At 71.7% G+C, this 15758-nt stretch carries 15 protein-coding genes; 10 read left to right on the forward strand and 5 right to left on the reverse strand.

The genetic code is table 11. The features are described 5' to 3' along the window. The first annotated feature begins 46 nt into the window (after positions 1 to 46). The gene (locus AAEP86_RS09815) at positions 47 to 670 is read left to right on the forward strand and encodes a CE1759 family FMN reductase (protein WP_420370469.1); all 624 of its coding nucleotides are present in this window, start codon (positions 47 to 49) and stop codon (positions 668 to 670) included. 64 nt (positions 671 to 734) lie between these two features. Here the strand turns inward: AAEP86_RS09815 and AAEP86_RS09820 are convergent, their stop codons facing one another. Then, positions 735 to 1928 carry a hypothetical protein gene (locus AAEP86_RS09820; RefSeq protein ID WP_420370351.1) on the reverse strand — a complete coding sequence of 398 codons (1194 nt, stop codon included), beginning with the start codon at positions 1926 to 1928 and terminating at the stop codon, positions 735 to 737. Between the two features lie 278 nt (positions 1929 to 2206). Here AAEP86_RS09820 and AAEP86_RS09825 point away from each other — a divergent pair, with 278 nt between their 5' ends. Next, positions 2207 to 4480 carry a polyribonucleotide nucleotidyltransferase gene (locus AAEP86_RS09825; protein ID WP_420370352.1) on the forward strand — a complete coding sequence of 758 codons (2274 nt, stop codon included), beginning with the start codon at positions 2207 to 2209 and terminating at the stop codon, positions 4478 to 4480. A 218-nt stretch (positions 4481 to 4698) separates the two neighbouring features. Here AAEP86_RS09825 and AAEP86_RS09830 read toward each other — a convergent pair whose 3' ends face one another. Continuing rightward, complete coding sequence (locus AAEP86_RS09830; protein WP_420370353.1) at positions 4699 to 5226, reverse strand: YbhB/YbcL family Raf kinase inhibitor-like protein; 528 nt, start codon at positions 5224 to 5226, stop codon at positions 4699 to 4701. Between the two features lie 547 nt (positions 5227 to 5773). After that, entirely contained in the window at positions 5774 to 6421 is a 648-nt protein-coding gene (locus AAEP86_RS09835) for a TetR/AcrR family transcriptional regulator (protein WP_420370354.1), read from the reverse strand. Positions 6422 to 6684: 263 nt separating this feature from the next. Between AAEP86_RS09835 and AAEP86_RS09840 the strand changes: the two genes are divergently transcribed. Next, positions 6685 to 8019: a M16 family metallopeptidase gene (locus AAEP86_RS09840; protein WP_420370355.1), complete on the forward strand. Its 1335-nt coding sequence runs from the start codon at positions 6685 to 6687 to the stop codon at positions 8017 to 8019. Between the two features lie 8 nt (positions 8020 to 8027). After that, positions 8028 to 8630 carry a histidine phosphatase family protein gene (locus AAEP86_RS09845; protein WP_071293800.1) on the forward strand — a complete coding sequence of 201 codons (603 nt, stop codon included), beginning with the start codon at positions 8028 to 8030 and terminating at the stop codon, positions 8628 to 8630. A gap of 50 nt (positions 8631 to 8680) precedes the next feature. Here the strand turns inward: AAEP86_RS09845 and AAEP86_RS09850 are convergent, their stop codons facing one another. After that, positions 8681 to 9157, reverse strand: coding sequence for a GNAT family N-acetyltransferase (locus AAEP86_RS09850; protein WP_420370356.1), 477 nt, complete (start codon positions 9155 to 9157; stop codon positions 8681 to 8683). Positions 9158 to 9180: 23 nt separating this feature from the next. Here AAEP86_RS09850 and AAEP86_RS09855 point away from each other — a divergent pair, with 23 nt between their 5' ends. Beyond that, a complete protein-coding gene (locus AAEP86_RS09855) occupies positions 9181 to 9927 on the forward strand; it encodes a 4-hydroxy-tetrahydrodipicolinate reductase (RefSeq protein ID WP_420370357.1) in 747 nt (248 codons plus the stop codon). A gap of 4 nt (positions 9928 to 9931) precedes the next feature. Continuing rightward, the gene (locus AAEP86_RS09860; protein WP_420370358.1) at positions 9932 to 10414 is read left to right on the forward strand and encodes a tetratricopeptide repeat protein; all 483 of its coding nucleotides are present in this window, start codon (positions 9932 to 9934) and stop codon (positions 10412 to 10414) included. On the opposite strand, the gene AAEP86_RS09865 is transcribed toward AAEP86_RS09860, so the two are convergent. Further along, positions 10411 to 11322 (reverse strand): TIGR01777 family oxidoreductase, encoded by a 912-nt coding sequence (locus tag AAEP86_RS09865; protein WP_420370359.1) that lies wholly within the window; start codon positions 11320 to 11322, stop codon positions 10411 to 10413. The genes AAEP86_RS09860 and AAEP86_RS09865 overlap by 4 nt on opposite strands. Positions 11323 to 11358: 36 nt before the next feature. On the opposite strand from AAEP86_RS09865, the gene AAEP86_RS09870 reads away from it, so the two are divergent. From AAEP86_RS09870 to AAEP86_RS09885, 4 genes are all read left to right on the forward strand, one after another. Continuing rightward, the gene (locus AAEP86_RS09870) at positions 11359 to 12183 is read left to right on the forward strand and encodes a thymidylate synthase (protein WP_420370360.1); all 825 of its coding nucleotides are present in this window, start codon (positions 11359 to 11361) and stop codon (positions 12181 to 12183) included. Positions 12184 to 12218: 35 nt separating this feature from the next. After that, positions 12219 to 12692, forward strand: coding sequence for a dihydrofolate reductase (locus AAEP86_RS09875; protein ID WP_420370470.1), 474 nt, complete (start codon positions 12219 to 12221; stop codon positions 12690 to 12692). A gap of 235 nt (positions 12693 to 12927) precedes the next feature. Beyond that, entirely contained in the window at positions 12928 to 13905 is a 978-nt protein-coding gene (dapA, locus tag AAEP86_RS09880; RefSeq protein ID WP_420370361.1) for a 4-hydroxy-tetrahydrodipicolinate synthase, read from the forward strand. Positions 13906 to 13952: 47 nt separating this feature from the next. Beyond that, a complete protein-coding gene (locus AAEP86_RS09885) occupies positions 13953 to 15629 on the forward strand; it encodes a ribonuclease J (RefSeq protein WP_420370362.1) in 1677 nt (558 codons plus the stop codon). Positions 15630 to 15758: the final 129 nt, after the last annotated feature.

Genomic DNA, 15758 nt, shown 5'->3' on the forward strand with positions numbered 1-15758 from the left:
GGAAGCCGTTGCGTGGTATGTTCATGCAAACGCATCGAAAGGCAGGATCGCCGTGACCACCATCGCCGTCGTCTCCGCCGGGCTCTCCGAGCCCAGCTCCACCCGCCTGCTCGCCGACCGCCTGAGCGAGTCGACCGTGGCCGCGATCACCGCCGAGGGGGGAGCGGCATCGGTGCAGCACGTCGAACTGCGTCCGCTGGCCCACGAGATCGTCGACGCGATGCTGACCGGGTTCGCGGCCCCGGCCCTCTCCTCGGCGATGGCGACCGTCGTCGAAGCCGACGCCGTCGTGTTCGTCACGCCGATCTTCACGGCCGGCGTGAGCGGGCTCGCGAAGTCCTTCCTCGACGTGCTCGACAAGGACGCGCTCGCCGACATGCCGGTACTGCTCGGTGCCACCGGTGGGACCGCACGGCACTCGCTCGCGATCGACCACGCGCTGCGGCCCGTCTTCGCCTACCTCCGCGCAGCGATCGTCCCGACCGGCGTCTTCGCCGCGACCGACGACTGGGGGAGCGAGGCGGACTCGGCCGCCCTGGACGGACGCATCCGCCGGGCCGGGGTCGACCTGGCCTGGGCGATCCGCGCCTCCCGACGGACCCCGCAGGAGGCCGACGCGCTCCCCGCGTCGGTGGACTTCGCCTCGCTGCTCGGCGGCCTCGGCCACTGAGGCCGACGTCGGCGCGGTGCGGATTCCGTGCGCAGCGCCGTCGCGACGGCGCCGCGCCGGAGGCTCAGTACCAGTGCGGGTCGACGCCCATCTCGTGCCCCCACGCCGCGCACGGCGACCCGTAGGCGCTCTTGATGTAGGCGAGTCCCCAGTTGATCTGGGTGGCCGCGTTCGTTCGCCAGTCGGCACCGGCGGCGGACATCTTGTCGGCCGGCAGTGACTGCGGGATGCCGTAGGCGCCGCTCGAGGCGTTGAGTGCGTTGGCGCGCCAGCCGGACTCCTGCGTCCAGAGGGACTGCAGGCAGCTGAACTGGTCCTGTCCCCAGCCGAACGAGGCGAGGGCACTCCGGGCGTACGCCTGCGCGCCCGCCGGGTCGACGACGACCCCGCCGGTGCTCGGGTACGACGTCCCGGACCCGCCGCTCGTCGCACCGTCGGCGCTCCCGCTGGAGCCCGCCGCCGCTCGCGCCGCTGCATCCTGGCGCTTCCGCAGCTGCTCGGCCTTCTGGGCGGCCACCTTCTGCCCGAGCTCGTACCGCTGCTCGGTCTTCGCGGTGGTGTCCTTGAGCGAGGCGAGTTGGGCGTACAGCTCGTCGCTGTGCTGCTGCGTGTCGTCGACGGCCGCGTTCGCCGCCGCCTCGGCGTCCTTCGCGGCGCTCGCCTTCGTCTCGGCCGCGTCCGCCAGGTCGGCCCGTTCGTGCTCCGCCCGGGTCGCCTGCGCGTGCAGCGAGGACGCGGTCTTCGCCGCGACCGACGCGTCGTCCATCACCCCGGCCCACGTGGACGACAACTGGTCGAGCGCGCCGAGCTGGTAGAGGAGCTGACCCGGGTCCTTCGCGGTCGCGATCCGGGTGGTCATCTCGTTGGAGCTGCCGTCGCGGTACAGGTTCGCCGCCAACTGGCCGGCGCGCTGCTGCGCGCGGGCTGCGGTCTTCGCCGCCGCGTCGGCCTGGGACTGGAGGCTCGTGGCGGCCTGGGTGGCGGCCGTCAGGTCCGCCTCGGCGTCGTCCGCCGCCTCCGAGGCGACGAGTGCGGCCTGCGACTTCGTGGCGGCCGCCGACTGCGCGGCCTGCAACGCCGCCTGCACACGGCCGATCTCGGCGTCCTTCGTCTGCTCGTCGCCCTTCGCCCGTTGCACGTCCTGCCAGGTCGGGTACTGCGTCGCGGACGCCGGAGCAGCGGTGACGGCGGGGGCCACGAGCGCGCCCACGACCACGGCGGCCGCGACGAACACGCGCCGAGAAGGGGAGAGGCGCATGCCCGCAGGTTACCGAGGACACGCCCGTTCGCCGAGAGCCTCGCCGCCGATTCCCTGTGGACTGGTAAAGTCCATCACGTCCGTGGACCGTTTCCGCGGGCGTTACGACAAACACTGCGCAGGCCGGGCACGGAGCTGGTCATCGGTGGTGGTTCGCGGGCCGGACGGTTTCCCGAGTACTTCTACTGCTGGCCAGACATGCGTCCCGATCCCTTCGGCGCGCACGCACCAACGGTGCCGCGGCCCCAGCCTGCCGAACACTTCAAGGAGGCACCCTTTTGGAGGGTCCCGAGATCAAGTTCGCCGAGGCCGTTCTCGACAACGGCAAGTACGGCAAGCGCGTCGTCCGGTTCGAGACCGGTCGGCTCGCACAGCAGGCGCAGGGCGCGGTCGCCGCGTACCTCGACGAGGACACCATGCTCCTCTCGGCCACCAGCGCCGGCAAGCACCCGCGTGAAGGATTCGACTTCTTCCCGCTGACCGTCGACGTCGAGGAGCGCTCGTACGCCGCCGGCAAGATCCCCGGTTCGTTCTTCCGCCGTGAAGGCCGTCCCAGCACCGAGGCGATCCTCGTCTGCCGCCTCATCGACCGGCCGCTGCGTCCGTCGTTCGTCGACGGCCTCCGCAACGAGGTCCAGATCGTCATCACCGTCCTGAGCATCGCTCCGGACGAGTTCTACGACGCGCTCGCGATCAATGCGGCGTCCGCGTCGACGCAGATCTCCGGTCTGCCGTTCTCCGGCCCGATCGCCGGTGTGCGCCTCGCGCTCATCGGTGACCAGTGGGTCGCGTTCCCGAAGGCGTCGCAGCTCGCCGAGGCCGTCTTCGACCTCACCGTCGCCGGCCGTGTCGTCACCGACGAGGCGGGCAACGAGGACGTCGCGATCATGATGGTCGAGGCCGAGGCCACCGAGCACAGCTGGGACCTCATCCAGGGCGGCGCCACCAAGCCCGACGAGGCCGTCGTCGCACAGGGGCTCGAGGCGGCGAAGCCGTTCCTCAAGTCCCTCGTCGAGGCGCAGGCGAAGATGGCCGCGCAGTCGGCCAAGGAGATCCAGGACTACCCGGTCTTCCCGCCGTACGCCCCCGAGGTCTACGACGCCGTCGAGTCCATCGCACTGTCCGAGCTCGGTGACGTCTACAAGATCGCCGGCAAGCTCGAGCGCCAGGACGCCGACGACGCCCTCAAGGCCCGCGTGAAGGAGGCCATCGCCGCCAAGGTGACGGCCGGCGAGCTCCCCGAGAGCGCCAACGGCCAGGTCAGCGGTGCTTACAAGTCGGTCACGAAGAAGGTCGTCCGCGGCCGGATCCTGACCGAGCAGGTCCGCATGGACGGTCGCGGCCTCGCCGACATCCGTCCGCTCGACGCCGAGGTCGCCGTGATCCCGCGCGTCCACGGTTCGGCGATCTTCCAGCGCGGCGAGACGCAGATCCTCGGCGTCACCACGCTGAACATGCTCAAGATGGAGCAGCAGATCGACTCGCTGTCGCCCGTCACGAAGAAGCGCTACCTGCACCACTACAACTTCCCGCCGTACTCGACGGGTGAGACCGGTCGTGTGGGGTCGCCGAAGCGTCGCGAGATCGGGCACGGCTTCCTGGCCGAGCGCGCCCTCGTGCCGGTGCTGCCGTCGCGCGAGGAGTTCCCCTACGCCATCCGTCAGGTGTCCGAGGCCCTCGGCTCCAACGGTTCGACGTCGATGGGCTCCGTCTGCGCCTCGACCCTGTCGCTGCTCAACGCCGGTGTGCCCCTCAAGGCCCCGGTCGCCGGCATCGCGATGGGCCTCGTCTCCGACACCGTCGACGGCCAGACCCGCTACGCGGCGCTGACCGACATCCTCGGTGCCGAGGACGCCCTCGGCGACATGGACTTCAAGGTCGCCGGTACCTCGGACTTCGTCACGGCGATCCAGCTGGACACGAAGCTCGACGGCATCCCCTCGTCGGTCCTCGACGCCGCGCTCAAGCAGGCCAAGGAAGCGCGCTCCGCGATCCTCGGTGTGCTGAACGAGGCGATCGACGCCCCCGACGAGATGGCCGACACCGCGCCGCGCGTCATCTCCGTGCAGATCCCCGTCGACAAGATCGGCGAGCTGATCGGCCCGAAGGGCAAGACGATCAACGGGATCCAGGACGAGACCGGCGCCGACATCTCGATCGAGGACGACGGCACGGTCTACATCGGTGCCGTCGACGGTCCGTCGGCCGAGGCCGCCCGTGCCCAGGTCAACGCCATCGCGAACCCGACGAACCCGGAGATCGGGGACCAGTTCCTCGGCACGGTCGTCAAGATCGCGACGTTCGGTGCCTTCGTGTCGCTGCTCCCGGGCCGCGACGGTCTGCTCCACGTCTCCGAGGTCCGCAAGCTCGCCGGTGGCAAGCGCGTGGAGAACGTCGAGGACGTGCTCGGCGTCGGCCAGAAGATCCTGGTCGAGGTCACCAAGGTGGACGACCGCGGCAAGCTCTCGCTCGCGCCGGTCGTGGCCGACGAGGTCGACACCGAGGGCCGTGACGACCACGGCTCGCACGCCGAGGCCCCGGCCGAGGGCTGATCCCTCCCGCGTCCAGACGCACGAACGGCCGCCGTCCCTTCCGGGGCGGCGGCCGTTCGCCGTTGCGGGTGGTGCGCGCCGGCGGCGCGGGGCCGCGGGCCGGGCAGGCCGGGCGGCCCGGTGGGGCCGAGTCTCGGTCCGGCGGACACTCTCGCGGTCGGGTCACCACGAACGTGTCCGCGGGGCCGAGTCTCGCCGGGCCGCGATCCCGCGGTGGGTCAGGAGGCCGGGGTCTCCTGCGTGCCGACCAGCTGCGCCCGGCCGAGCAGGTGCTCGCGCAGCACGAAGCCGACGACGGCCGGGGTCGCGTCGGCCGGAGCCTCGAGGACCGGGACGTCGAGCGCGCTCAGCGTGAAGAAGTAGCGGTGCGGGCCGTGACCGGCCGGCGGGGCGGCACCGAGGAACGTGTCCGTGCCGAACTCGTTCCGCCGCCGGAGTGCCTCGGCGGGGAGCAGCGCGTCGTCCACGCCGGCGTTCTGGGGGAGCGACGTCGCGTTGCCCGGGATGTCCGTGAGGCTCCAGTGCCAGAACCCGGAGCCGGTCGGCGCATCGGGGTCGTACACGGTGAGCACGAAGCTCTGCGTGCCCTCGGGAGCTCCCGTCCACTCGAGTGCGGGGGAACGGTCCTCGCCGCCGGCGTCGCTGCCGCGTGCCCAGTCGGGGAGGACACCGCCGTCGGTGAAGTCGGGGCTGGTCAGGGTGAAGGAGGGGACCTCGGGGAGGTTCCAGTTGGGGTTGTTGGCCATGGCTCCAGCCAACACCTGCGACCTCGGACGGTGCTCGGCGCGCTGGCCGCGGGCTGGCGGGTCGGCGGACAGGCGGGGCGGCAGGTGGTCGTCGCGGTGACGGACGGGAGGCGGGGTCGCCGCCGCCACGCCCCTCCCGGCCGACAGGGTGTCGCGGAAGCGACGTCCGCCAGGGAAGCGGACGCCTCGGTGCCGCCCAAGCGACTGGTTCCCGCGGAAGGACGGAGGCAGCCTGTCGCGTTCGCCGGCGGACGGCAGCGGCGGCTGGCCGGGGCTGGCTGACGGGAGGCGGGGTGCGGGGCCGCGCGGGGGCGGACAGGAGGCGCGGTGCGGGGCCGGAGCGCGCCTCCAGGCCGACAGGGTGCCGTGGAAGCGACAGGTGCCGGGGAAGGGGCCGCGTTAGTGCCGCCGGAGCGACTGGTTCCCGCGGAAGGCCGGCGGCAGCCTGTCGCTTTCGCGAGCGGACGACGGCGGCAGCCTGTCGCTTTCACGCGGGCGCGGGCGGCGGGCGGCCGGCGGGCGGACGCCGGCCGGGCACGGTGACGCGTCAGGCGGCGAGTACGCGCTCCACGACGCGGCCGAGGGCCGCCGTCGCCGCGATGGCGTCGCCGGCGTACGCGCCGGACATCGCGCCGTCCCGCGCCAGCATGAGCTCGTCGGCTCCGTCGCCCGGCAGCGGGTGCCCGGCGTCCTGCAGCAGGTCGGCCAGACGCTCGGTGTACCAGTCGCGGTGCATGGCGACGACCTCGCGCACGGGGTCGCGCGGGTCGTGGTACTCGGCCGCGGCGTTGAGGAACGCGCACCCGCGGAAGTCGGGGTCGTTCACCTCGTCGGTGAGGGCGGCAACCCAGGCGCGGACGGCCTCGGACGGACCGCCGGCTCCGGCGACGAGCTGCTCCATCCGCTCCTGCACGCGATCGTGCTGGCCGCGGATGTAGGCGAGGATCAGGTTGTCCTTCGACCCGTAGTGCTTGTAGAACGTCGCCTTCGTGACGCTCGCCTCGGAGATGAGACGGTCGACGCCGACGCCGTGGATGCCCTCTTCGTAGAAGAGCCGCGTGGCGGTCTCGAGGACTCGGACCTTCGCGCCGCCGGAGCGGGGAGTCGGGGGGACGCTCGACCCGTCCGGCGACGCGAGGTTCGTGCTCGGGCCAAGGAGACGCTGGACGGTCGGTTGGGGGGAATCGACCGTCACAGCGTGGCTCTCCTTGGTTGCATCGGCACCGCGGCGGCGGAGTGGGGGGACTCGTGTGCCGCGCAGGACTGATGTCCCGAGCCACCGGATCGAAATCTAGGGGGGCTTCCGATCCGGTGACCTCACTGTAGCACGATGAGGACAGACAGACGAGTCTTTCTATCCTCTTTTTCTGTACCCCACTTCGAGTGACGCCTGCGACCCGGCCGACGGGCTGTGGAAACTGGGTGGGTGGGGTCCACGGGTCAGTAGGCTCGTCTGCGATGAACCACCCAGTGCCGTTGCCACTCGAGGCCCCGGACACGTCGTTCCTGACGTCCGGCGGCGCCTTCGTCCGCCGTTCCGTCCTGCCCTCGGGCGTGCGGGTCCTGACCGAGGCGATGCCCGGTGCTGCCTCCACCAGCCTCGGCTTCTGGGTGGGGGTCGGATCGCGGGACGAGCGCGAGGGCCAGTACGGGTCGACGCACTTCCTCGAGCACCTGCTCTTCAAGGGCACCGCCAAGCGGTCCGCGCTCGACATCGCGATCTCCTTCGACTCGGTCGGCGGCGAGCACAACGCCGCCACCGCGAAGGAGTACACGTGCTACTACTCCCGCGTCCGCGACGCCGACGTGCCCATGGCGGTCGAGGTGATCGGCGACATGGTGACGGGCTCCGTGCTCGAGTCCGCGGCGTTCGACGTCGAACGCGGCGTCATCCTCGAAGAGCTCGCGATGGCTGCGGACGACCCGGCCGACGTCGCGGGCGAGGCCTTCTTCGCTGCCGCCTTCGACGGGCACGCGCTCGGTCGGCCGATCGGCGGCACGCCGGAGAGCATCCGCGCCGTGCACCGGGACGAGGTCCTCGCGCACTACCGCGAGCACTACGCCCCCAACGGCATCGTCGTCACGGCTGCCGGTGCGGTCGACCACGACGCGTTCTGCGACCTCGTCGCGACGGTCTTCGCGGACGCGCCCGACGCCTCGCCGCTGGCCCGCCGCACCCCGCAGCCGGTGGCGGACCCCGCCGTGCCGAAGCTCACCGTCGTGCACCGCCCGACGGAGCAGGTCAGCATGCTGCGGGGGTCGCAGGGCCTCGACCTCCGCGACGAACGACGTCCGGTGCTCAGCGTCCTCAACGCCGTGCTCGGCGGGGGGATGAGCTCCCGGCTCTTCCAAGAGGTCCGAGAACGGCGCGGGCTGGCCTACGCGGTGAGCTCGTTCGCCCCCGCGTACCTCGACAACGGTGCGTTCGGCGTCTACGCCGGCTGCGCGCCCGACAACGTCCCCGGCGTCGTCGAGATCGTCGACGCCGAGTTCCGCCGGATGGTGGACGACGGCATCACCTCGGACGAACTGCGACGTGCCAAGGGCCAGATCGAGGGTGCGCTGACGCTCTCCCTCGAGGACTCCGACGCCCGCATGACCCGACTCGGCCGTTCCGAGCTGGGCACCGGCGAGTTCACCGACCTCGCCACCGCCCTCGAACGCGTCGACCGGGTCACCACCGGCGACGTGCTCGACCTGGCGCGCGACCTCCTCACCCGCCCGACGATCACCTCGGTGGTCGGTGCCGTCCAGCAGGACGAGCTCGCGGATGCGATCGGGATCGGCGGGTGACCACCGACATGTCGCACTACCTCTACCTCGTCCGGCACGGTGAACACCAGGACGCCGAGCACGGCCTGCGCGACGGCAAGCTGTCGGAACGCGGCAAGCGGCAGGCGATGCTCGTGGCCGACCGGCTCGGCGGCGTGCCGTTCGACGGGGTGTACCACTCGCCCCTCGAGGCCCCGAGCGAGACCGCGTCCTTCCTGGCGCAGCGGCTGCCGGCCATCCAGCCGGAACCGTCGACCCTGCTGTTCGACTGCATCCCCTCGGGTCCGACGCCGGACATGCCGCACGCGTACCAGGGCTGGTACGGCGGCATCACGGAAGAGGAGATCGTCGCCGGGCAGGCGCAGATGGGCGACGCCGTCGCCGAGTGGTTCACGCCCGCGCGCGAGGACCGGCACGACCTCCTCATCACCCACAACGCGGTGATCGGGTGGTTCGTGCGCGAGGCGTTCCAGGCGCCGGAGTGGCGCTGGATGGGCACGAACGTCGCCCACACCGCCCTGACGATCATCCGGATCCGCTCGGCGAAGCCGGCCGAGGTGGTCGCCCTGAACGACCTGGCGCACCTCCCGGTCGAGCTCCGCACCGGTCTGCCGGTCGGCCAGCCGGTCTAACGGCCGCCGGTGCGTCCTCGCGTCGGCGCGGACGGGAGGCGCGGTGTCGGTCAGCGCACCGGCTTGCGGTACCAGGCGGTCGCGTTCGGGTTCTCGTTGAACGGCTCGACGCGCTCGTAGCCACGGCTGCGGTACATCGCGCCTGCGGCGACGAGCGAGTCGTTCGTGTCGAGCACGACCGCCGTCGCCCCGAGGTCGACCGCCGCCGCCTCGAGTGCGTCCATCACCGCGGTCGCGACGCCCTGTCCGCGCCCTGCGGGGGTGACGTACACGTGCTTGACCTCGAACCGCACGTCGTCGCCGTCGTCCGCGATGCGTCGGAGCCCGCCGCACCCGACGGCCGCGCCGTCCCGGTGGGCGACGACGAACGTCCCGTTCCCGTCCGCGAACTCGGCAGCCGGCGTGCGCTTGCGGGCGTACGAGCCCTGCGCGCTCGGGAAGGTGGCCGCCCGCTCGTCGAGGTACGCGTCGAGCAGCTCGTCGACCTCGGGGGTGTCTGCCGGTACGGTCCTGACCTCGAGCGTCATGCGTCGATCCTAGGATGGGACGCATGGTCACTCCCGTCGCCGTCGTCGGCGCCACCGGTCGTCTCGGGGGCCTCGTGGCATCCGTGGTCGAGGAACTCCCGGACTTCGAACTCGTCGCCGCCCTGTCCTCGAAGGACGGCGCGCACGAGGCCGGTCCGTCCGTCTTCGGGGGAGCGGCCCTCGTGGTCGACGTGACGGTCCCCGCGCTCAGTCCGGCGATCGTCGACAACGCCCTCGCGAGCGGGGCGAACGTCCTCGTCGGGACGTCCGGGTGGTCGCAGGACCGTCTGGCGAAGCTCCGTGCCGGGCTCGAGGCACGCCCGGAGCAGGGCGTGTTCGTGGTGCCGAACTTCTCGATCGGCTCGGTGCTCGGCACCCACCTGGCAACGATCGCGGCGCCGTGGTTCCCGTCGGTCGAGATCGTCGAGACACACCACGCGGGCAAGATCGACTCGCCGTCCGGTACCGCCGTCCGCACCGCGGAGCTCATCGCCGACGCCCGGAGGGAGGTCGGTCCGGTCGAGGCTCCGCACGTCGACCAGCGTGCACGTGGGCAACAGGTGGCGAGCGTGCCGATCCACTCGCTCCGGCTGCCCGGCGTGACGGCCGTGCAGGACGTGCTGCTCAGCGGACCCGGCGAGACGCTGACCATCCGCCACGACACGAACGACGACGTCGCGTACCTCGCCGGCATCCGTGCCGCGCTCTCGGCGGTGGGCTCGATGCGGGGTCTGACGGTCGGGCTCGGCAGCGTCCTCGGCATCGGCTGAACCGGTGGGACGCTTCGCGCGGACCGTGCGCTCGCCGTTCTGGGGTGCCACCCTGATGACGGTCCTGCTGGCGCTCTACATCGTCCTCGTCGGGCAGCGCGCGGTCGCCTTCATCCAGACCGGTCTGGCGATCGGCGTCGGCATCGGCATCGCACTCTTCGTCGTCGCGGCGATCGGTGCCCTGCTGCTCGTGCTCGAGTTCCGGTTCGGCATCAGGATCACCCGCCTCGGCGCCCGTCTCGAGCGCGAGGGCGGCGCCCCGGCCGACGTCGTCCCGGTGCGCCCGTCGGGTCGGCCCGAACGCGAGGCCGCGGACGCGCTGTTCCCGACGTACAAGGCAGCCGTCGAGCGCGACCCGTCGGACTGGCGTGCGTGGTACCGGCTGGGGGTCGTCTACGACGCGGCCGGCGACCGGAAGCGTGCCAGGGCCGCCATGCGCAGTGCACTCGCCGCCGCAGCGGGCCGCGGGGCCGCCGACGGCGCCTAGAACGCTGCGTCGACCGCGTCCTCGGCGCGCTGGTGGCGGAACGTGTAGCCCGACTCGAGCAGCTTCGTCGGCACCATCCGCTGGCCCGACAGGAGCATCTCGTCGGCGGCCTGCTGCAGGAGCAGCCGGAGCGCGAACTCCGGGATCCGGAACAGGTACGGCCGGTGCAGGTCGGCGGCGACACGCTTCGTGATCCGCTCCGCCACGGCGGCTTCGGGGCCGGCGAGGTTCACCGGGCCGCTGACCTCGCTCGCGCGGGGGTCCGTCGCGAGGTGCACGATCGCGCCGACCTCGTCCTCGAGTGCGATCCACGGCCAGAACTGCCCGCCGGTGCCGAGCCGCCCACCGAGTCCGGCCTTCGTGAGCGGCACGAGCGGTGCGAGCGCGCCGCCGCCCTTCCCGATCACGATGCCCGTCCGCAGGGTGACGACGCGGACGCCCTCGGGTGCGGCGTCGGCCGCCGCCTCCCAGCGCGTGGTCACGTCGGCGAGGAACCCGGCGCCGGGAGCGGCGTCGTCCTGCAGCACGTCGACCGGCCGGTCGCCGTAGACGCCGGACGCCGAGCCCGAGAGGAAGAGCCGGGGCGGGGTCGGCGCCTGCCGCATCGCCTCGACGAGGGTGCTCGTGGCGTCGACGCGTGACGCGAGGATCTCGCGCTTGTAGGACTCGGTCCACGGCAGCTTGCCGATGTTCGCCCCGGCGAGGTTGACCACCACGTCGGCGCCGTCGACGATCGCCGGGTCGAGCGGGCGTGTGCCGGGCGACCAGCGGAACTCGGTCGCCGTGCGGGGCTCCCGCCGGACCAGCGTCGTCACGTGGTGTCCCGCCTCGCGCAGGGCGCGGACGAGCGGGGTCCCGATGAAGCCGGACGAGCCGGCGACCAGGATCGAGAGCGGCTCTGTCGTCATGTCGCTCACGCTACTCATCGGACGTAGGCTCTTCGTGTGACCGAGACCGTGCAGCCCGACGCCTCCGTTCCCACCCCCTACGAGGACCTGCTGCGGCGGGTGCTCGACGAGGGGACGCCGAAGGGCGACCGCACCGGCACCGGGACGCGCAGCATCTTCGGCGCACAGCTGCGGTACGACCTGTCGCAGGGCTTCCCGCTCGTCTCCACGAAGCGCGTGCACTTCAAGTCGGTGGCGTACGAGCTGCTCTGGTTCCTCCGCGGCGACGGCAACGCACGCTGGCTGCAGGAGCACGGCGTCCGGATCTGGAACGAGTGGGCGGACGAGGACGGCGACCTCGGCCCGGTCTACGGCGTGCAGTGGCGCTCGTGGCCGACGCCGTCGGGGGAGCACGTCGACCAGATCGCCCAGGTCATCGATCAGATCCGGACGAACCCGGACTCCCGCCGCCTCATCGTCTCGGCGTGGAACGTCGCCGACGTGCCGGACATGGCGCTCGCCCCCTGCCACGCGTTCTTCCAGTTCTACGTGGTCGACGGCAAGCTCTCGTGCCAGCTCTACCAGCGGAGCGCGGACATGTTCCTCGGCGTCCCGTTCAACATCGCCTCGTACGCCCTGCTCACGCACATGATCGCGGCGCAGACCGGACTCGGCGTCGGAGACTTCGTCTGGACCGGCGGCGACTGCCACGTCTACGACAACCACGTGGAGCAGGTCGAGGAACAGCTGCGTCGGACGGCGTACCCGATGCCGACGCTCGAGCTCGCTCCCCGGGACTCGATCGACGACTACGAGTACGAGGACTTCACGGTCGTCGGCTACCACCACCACCCGGCCATCCGGGCCGCGGTCGCGGTGTGAGCACCGCCTGGCACGAGCCGGTCCGGGGGGTCGGCATGGTCTGGGGACGGTCGACGGGCGGGGTCATCGGCGCCGACGGCGGGATGCCGTGGCACGTCCCCGAGGACCTCGCGCACTTCCGGCAGGTCACCGGTGACGCCACCGTCGTGATGGGCCGGCGGACGTGGGACTCGTTGCCCGAGCGCTTCCGCCCCCTGCCGGGTCGCCGCAACGTCGTGCTCACCCGTGACGTCTCCTGGACCGCGGACGGCGCCGAGACCGTGCACGACCTCGCGACCGCGCTCGACACCGACGAGCCGGTGTGGATCATCGGCGGGGGCCAGGTGTACGCCGCCGGGCTGCCGTTCGCCGACCGGGTGTCCGAGACGGTGATCGACGTCGACGTGCCGGGCGACACCCGGGCACCGGAGTTCGACGATGCGTGGGAGCTCGTCGACGAGGGTCCGTGGCAGGAGTCCCGCGTCGAGGGCACCCGCTACCGCTTCCTGGAGTGGCGCCGCCGCGCGTAGCGCGCGGAGCACCGCCGCGCGGAGCGCCGCCGCGCGGAGTGCTGCGCGCCGCACCCCGCTGCGGACGCCGCACCCCGGTGTGGCGGGGTGCCACGTTCGCGGCGGGGTGCGCACCACCGCGACCCGCACCGTCGCCGGGCGCGACCCCGCCCGACGGACCCGAGCCGCGCCTCCAGACCGCCCACCGTCCACACGGACGGCGGTCCTCGCGCGCATCCCCGGTACGCTGGTCCCCGTGTCCCCGCGTGAGAATCCCTTCGGTCAGGTCCTCGTCGCCCTCGTGACCCCGTTCACCGCCGACGGCGAGGTCGACTGGCCCGGCGTCGAGCAGCACATCGACGACTGCATCACGGCCGGCGCCGACGGCATCGTCGTCACCGGGACGACCGGCGAGACGAGCACCCTCACCGACCCGGAGAAGCTCCGCCTGGTCGAGGTCGGCAAGTCCGTCGCCGCGGGCCGCGCGAAGATCATCACCGGCGGCGGCTCGAACGAGACCGCCCACGCGATCCACCTCTACAAGCAGAGCGAGCGCGCCGGTGCCGACGGCGTCATGATCGTCACGCCGTACTACAACAAGCCCACCCAGTCGGGTGTGCTCACCCACTTCCGGATGATCGCCGACGCAACCGACCTGCCGGTCATCCTGTACGACATCCCGGGCCGCACGGGCATCCCGATCACGTACGAGACGATCGTGCGGGCGTCGCACCACCCGAACATCCTCGCCGTGAAGGACGCCAAGGGCGACTTCGCCGAGGTGTCCCGCGTGCTCAACAACACCGACCTCATGTACTTCTCCGGCGACGACACCAACGTGCTCCCGCACCTGTCGATCGGCGCGACCGGACTCATCGGCGTGACGGCCAACATCACGAGCACGCCGTACCGCACCATCGTCGACGCGGTGAACCGGGGCGACCTCGCCACCGCGACCGCCGAGCACAAGCGCGTCGAGCCCCTCGTCCGCGCGATCATGACGCACGTCCCCGGCACCGTCGCCGCGAAGTACGTGCTGCACGGGCTCGGCCGCATCGGCAGCCCGCGCGTCCGTCTGCCGCTCGTCGGCCCCGAGGACTCCGAGGCGTACGCCATCGAGACCTCGCTCGAAGCCGTGCGCGGCATCCCCGGCGCCGACTTCTCGAACTTCCGCCCGGACCGCAACGCAGCGGCCGGCGGCGCACTGCCGAAGGTGCCAGGCACCACACGTTAGGAAGACCGCGGCTCGCACGGAGCGCGTCGCACGACAGTCAGGACCGAATGCCCACCCAGATCTCCACACCGCAGCCGCTCGAAGCCGGCACCCTCCGCGTGATCCCCATCGGGGGTCTCGGCGAGATCGGTCGCAACATGACCGTCTACGAGTACGAGGGCAAGCTGCTCGTCGTCGACGCCGGTGTGCTCTTCCCCGAGGAGCACCAGCCGGGCGTCGACCTCATCCTCCCCGACTTCGCGCCCATCCGGGACCGCCTCGACGACGTCCTCGGTGTCGTGCTCACGCACGGTCACGAGGACCACATCGGTGCCGTGCCGTACCTCCTGAAGCTCCGCAGCGACATCCCCCTGATCGGCTCCACGCTGACCCTGGCGCTCGTCGAGGCGAAGCTCAAGGAACACCGGATCAAGCCCTACACGCTCGTGGTGCAGGAGGACCAGACCGAACAGCTCGGTCCGTTCCACCTCGAGTTCGTGGCCGTGAACCACTCCATCCCGGACGCCCTCGCCGTGGCGATCACGACCCCCGCCGGTCGCGTGCTCCACACCGGCGACTTCAAGATGGACCAGCTCCCGCTCGACGACCGCATCACCGACCTCCGCGCGTTCGCGCGGCTGGGTGAGGCCGGCGTCGACCTGTTCCTGCCGGACTCGACGAACGCCGACGTCCCCGGGTTCACCGCCCCGGAGCGCGACATCGGTCCGGTGCTCGAGAACATCATCATGCGGGCGCGCAAGAAGGTCGTCGTCGCGAGCTTCTCGTCGCACGTGCACCGCGTCCAGCAGGTCCTGGACGCCGCCGCCGCTGCGAACCGCAAGGTCGCGTTCATGGGGCGCTCGATGATCCGCAACATGACGATCGCCGCCGACCTCGGCTACCTGCGGGTGCCCGAGAACGTCCTCATCGACACCAAGAAGGCGAAGAACGTCCCGGACGACCAGATCGTCTACATGTCGACCGGGTCGCAGGGCGAGCCGATGGCCGTCCTCGCGCGCATGGCGAACCTCGAGCACCAGATCGAGATCGGCGAGGGCGACACGGTCATCCTCGCGTCCTCGCTCATCCCGGGCAACGAGAACGCCGTCTACCGCGTGATCGACGGGCTGACGAAGCTCGGCGCGAAGGTCGTGCACAAGGGCAACGCGAAGGTGCACGTCTCCGGGCACGCCTCGGCCGGCGAGCTCCTGTACTGCTACAACATCCTGCGCCCGAAGAACGTGCTCCCCGTGCACGGCGAGCACCGCCACCTCTACGCGAGCGCCGACCTGGCGATCCAGACGGGCGTGCCGCCGCGGAACGTGATCCTCGGGCAGGACGGCATCGTCGTCGACCTGCGCGACGGTGAGGTCACCGTCGCGGGGCAGCTCGACATCGGGTACGTGTACGTCGACGGGTCCACGGTCGGCGAGATCACCGACGCCGACCTCAAGGACCGCCGTGTCCTGGCCGAGGAAGGCTTCATCTCGGTCTTCTGCGCCGTCGACTTCACCACCGGCCAGTGCGTCATCGGCCCGGAGATCCAGTCGCGCGGCTTCGCCGAGGACGACTCCGTCTTCGACGACGTCCGTCCGCAGATCGCGAAGGCGTTGGCCGAGGCGGCCGCCAACGGCACCAGCGACGGCCACGCGTTCCAGCAGGTGGTCCGCCGGACCGTCGGCCGCTGGGTGAACACGAAGCACCGCCGCCGTCCGATGATCGTCCCGGTGGTCATCGAGGCGTAGCGGCGCACGACCGTCGCCCGGTCGCGACGGCGACCGCCAGGAGGCCCGGTGCACGTCCCCGACGGACGAGCACCGGGCCTCCGCTCGCGTCCAGGGCGTGGGTCGTCCGACGGGTCGGCGAGCGTCCGG

The sequence above is a fragment of the Curtobacterium sp. L1-20 genome (assembly GCF_048755855.1).
Taxonomy (GTDB): Bacteria; Actinomycetota; Actinomycetes; order Actinomycetales; family Microbacteriaceae; genus Curtobacterium.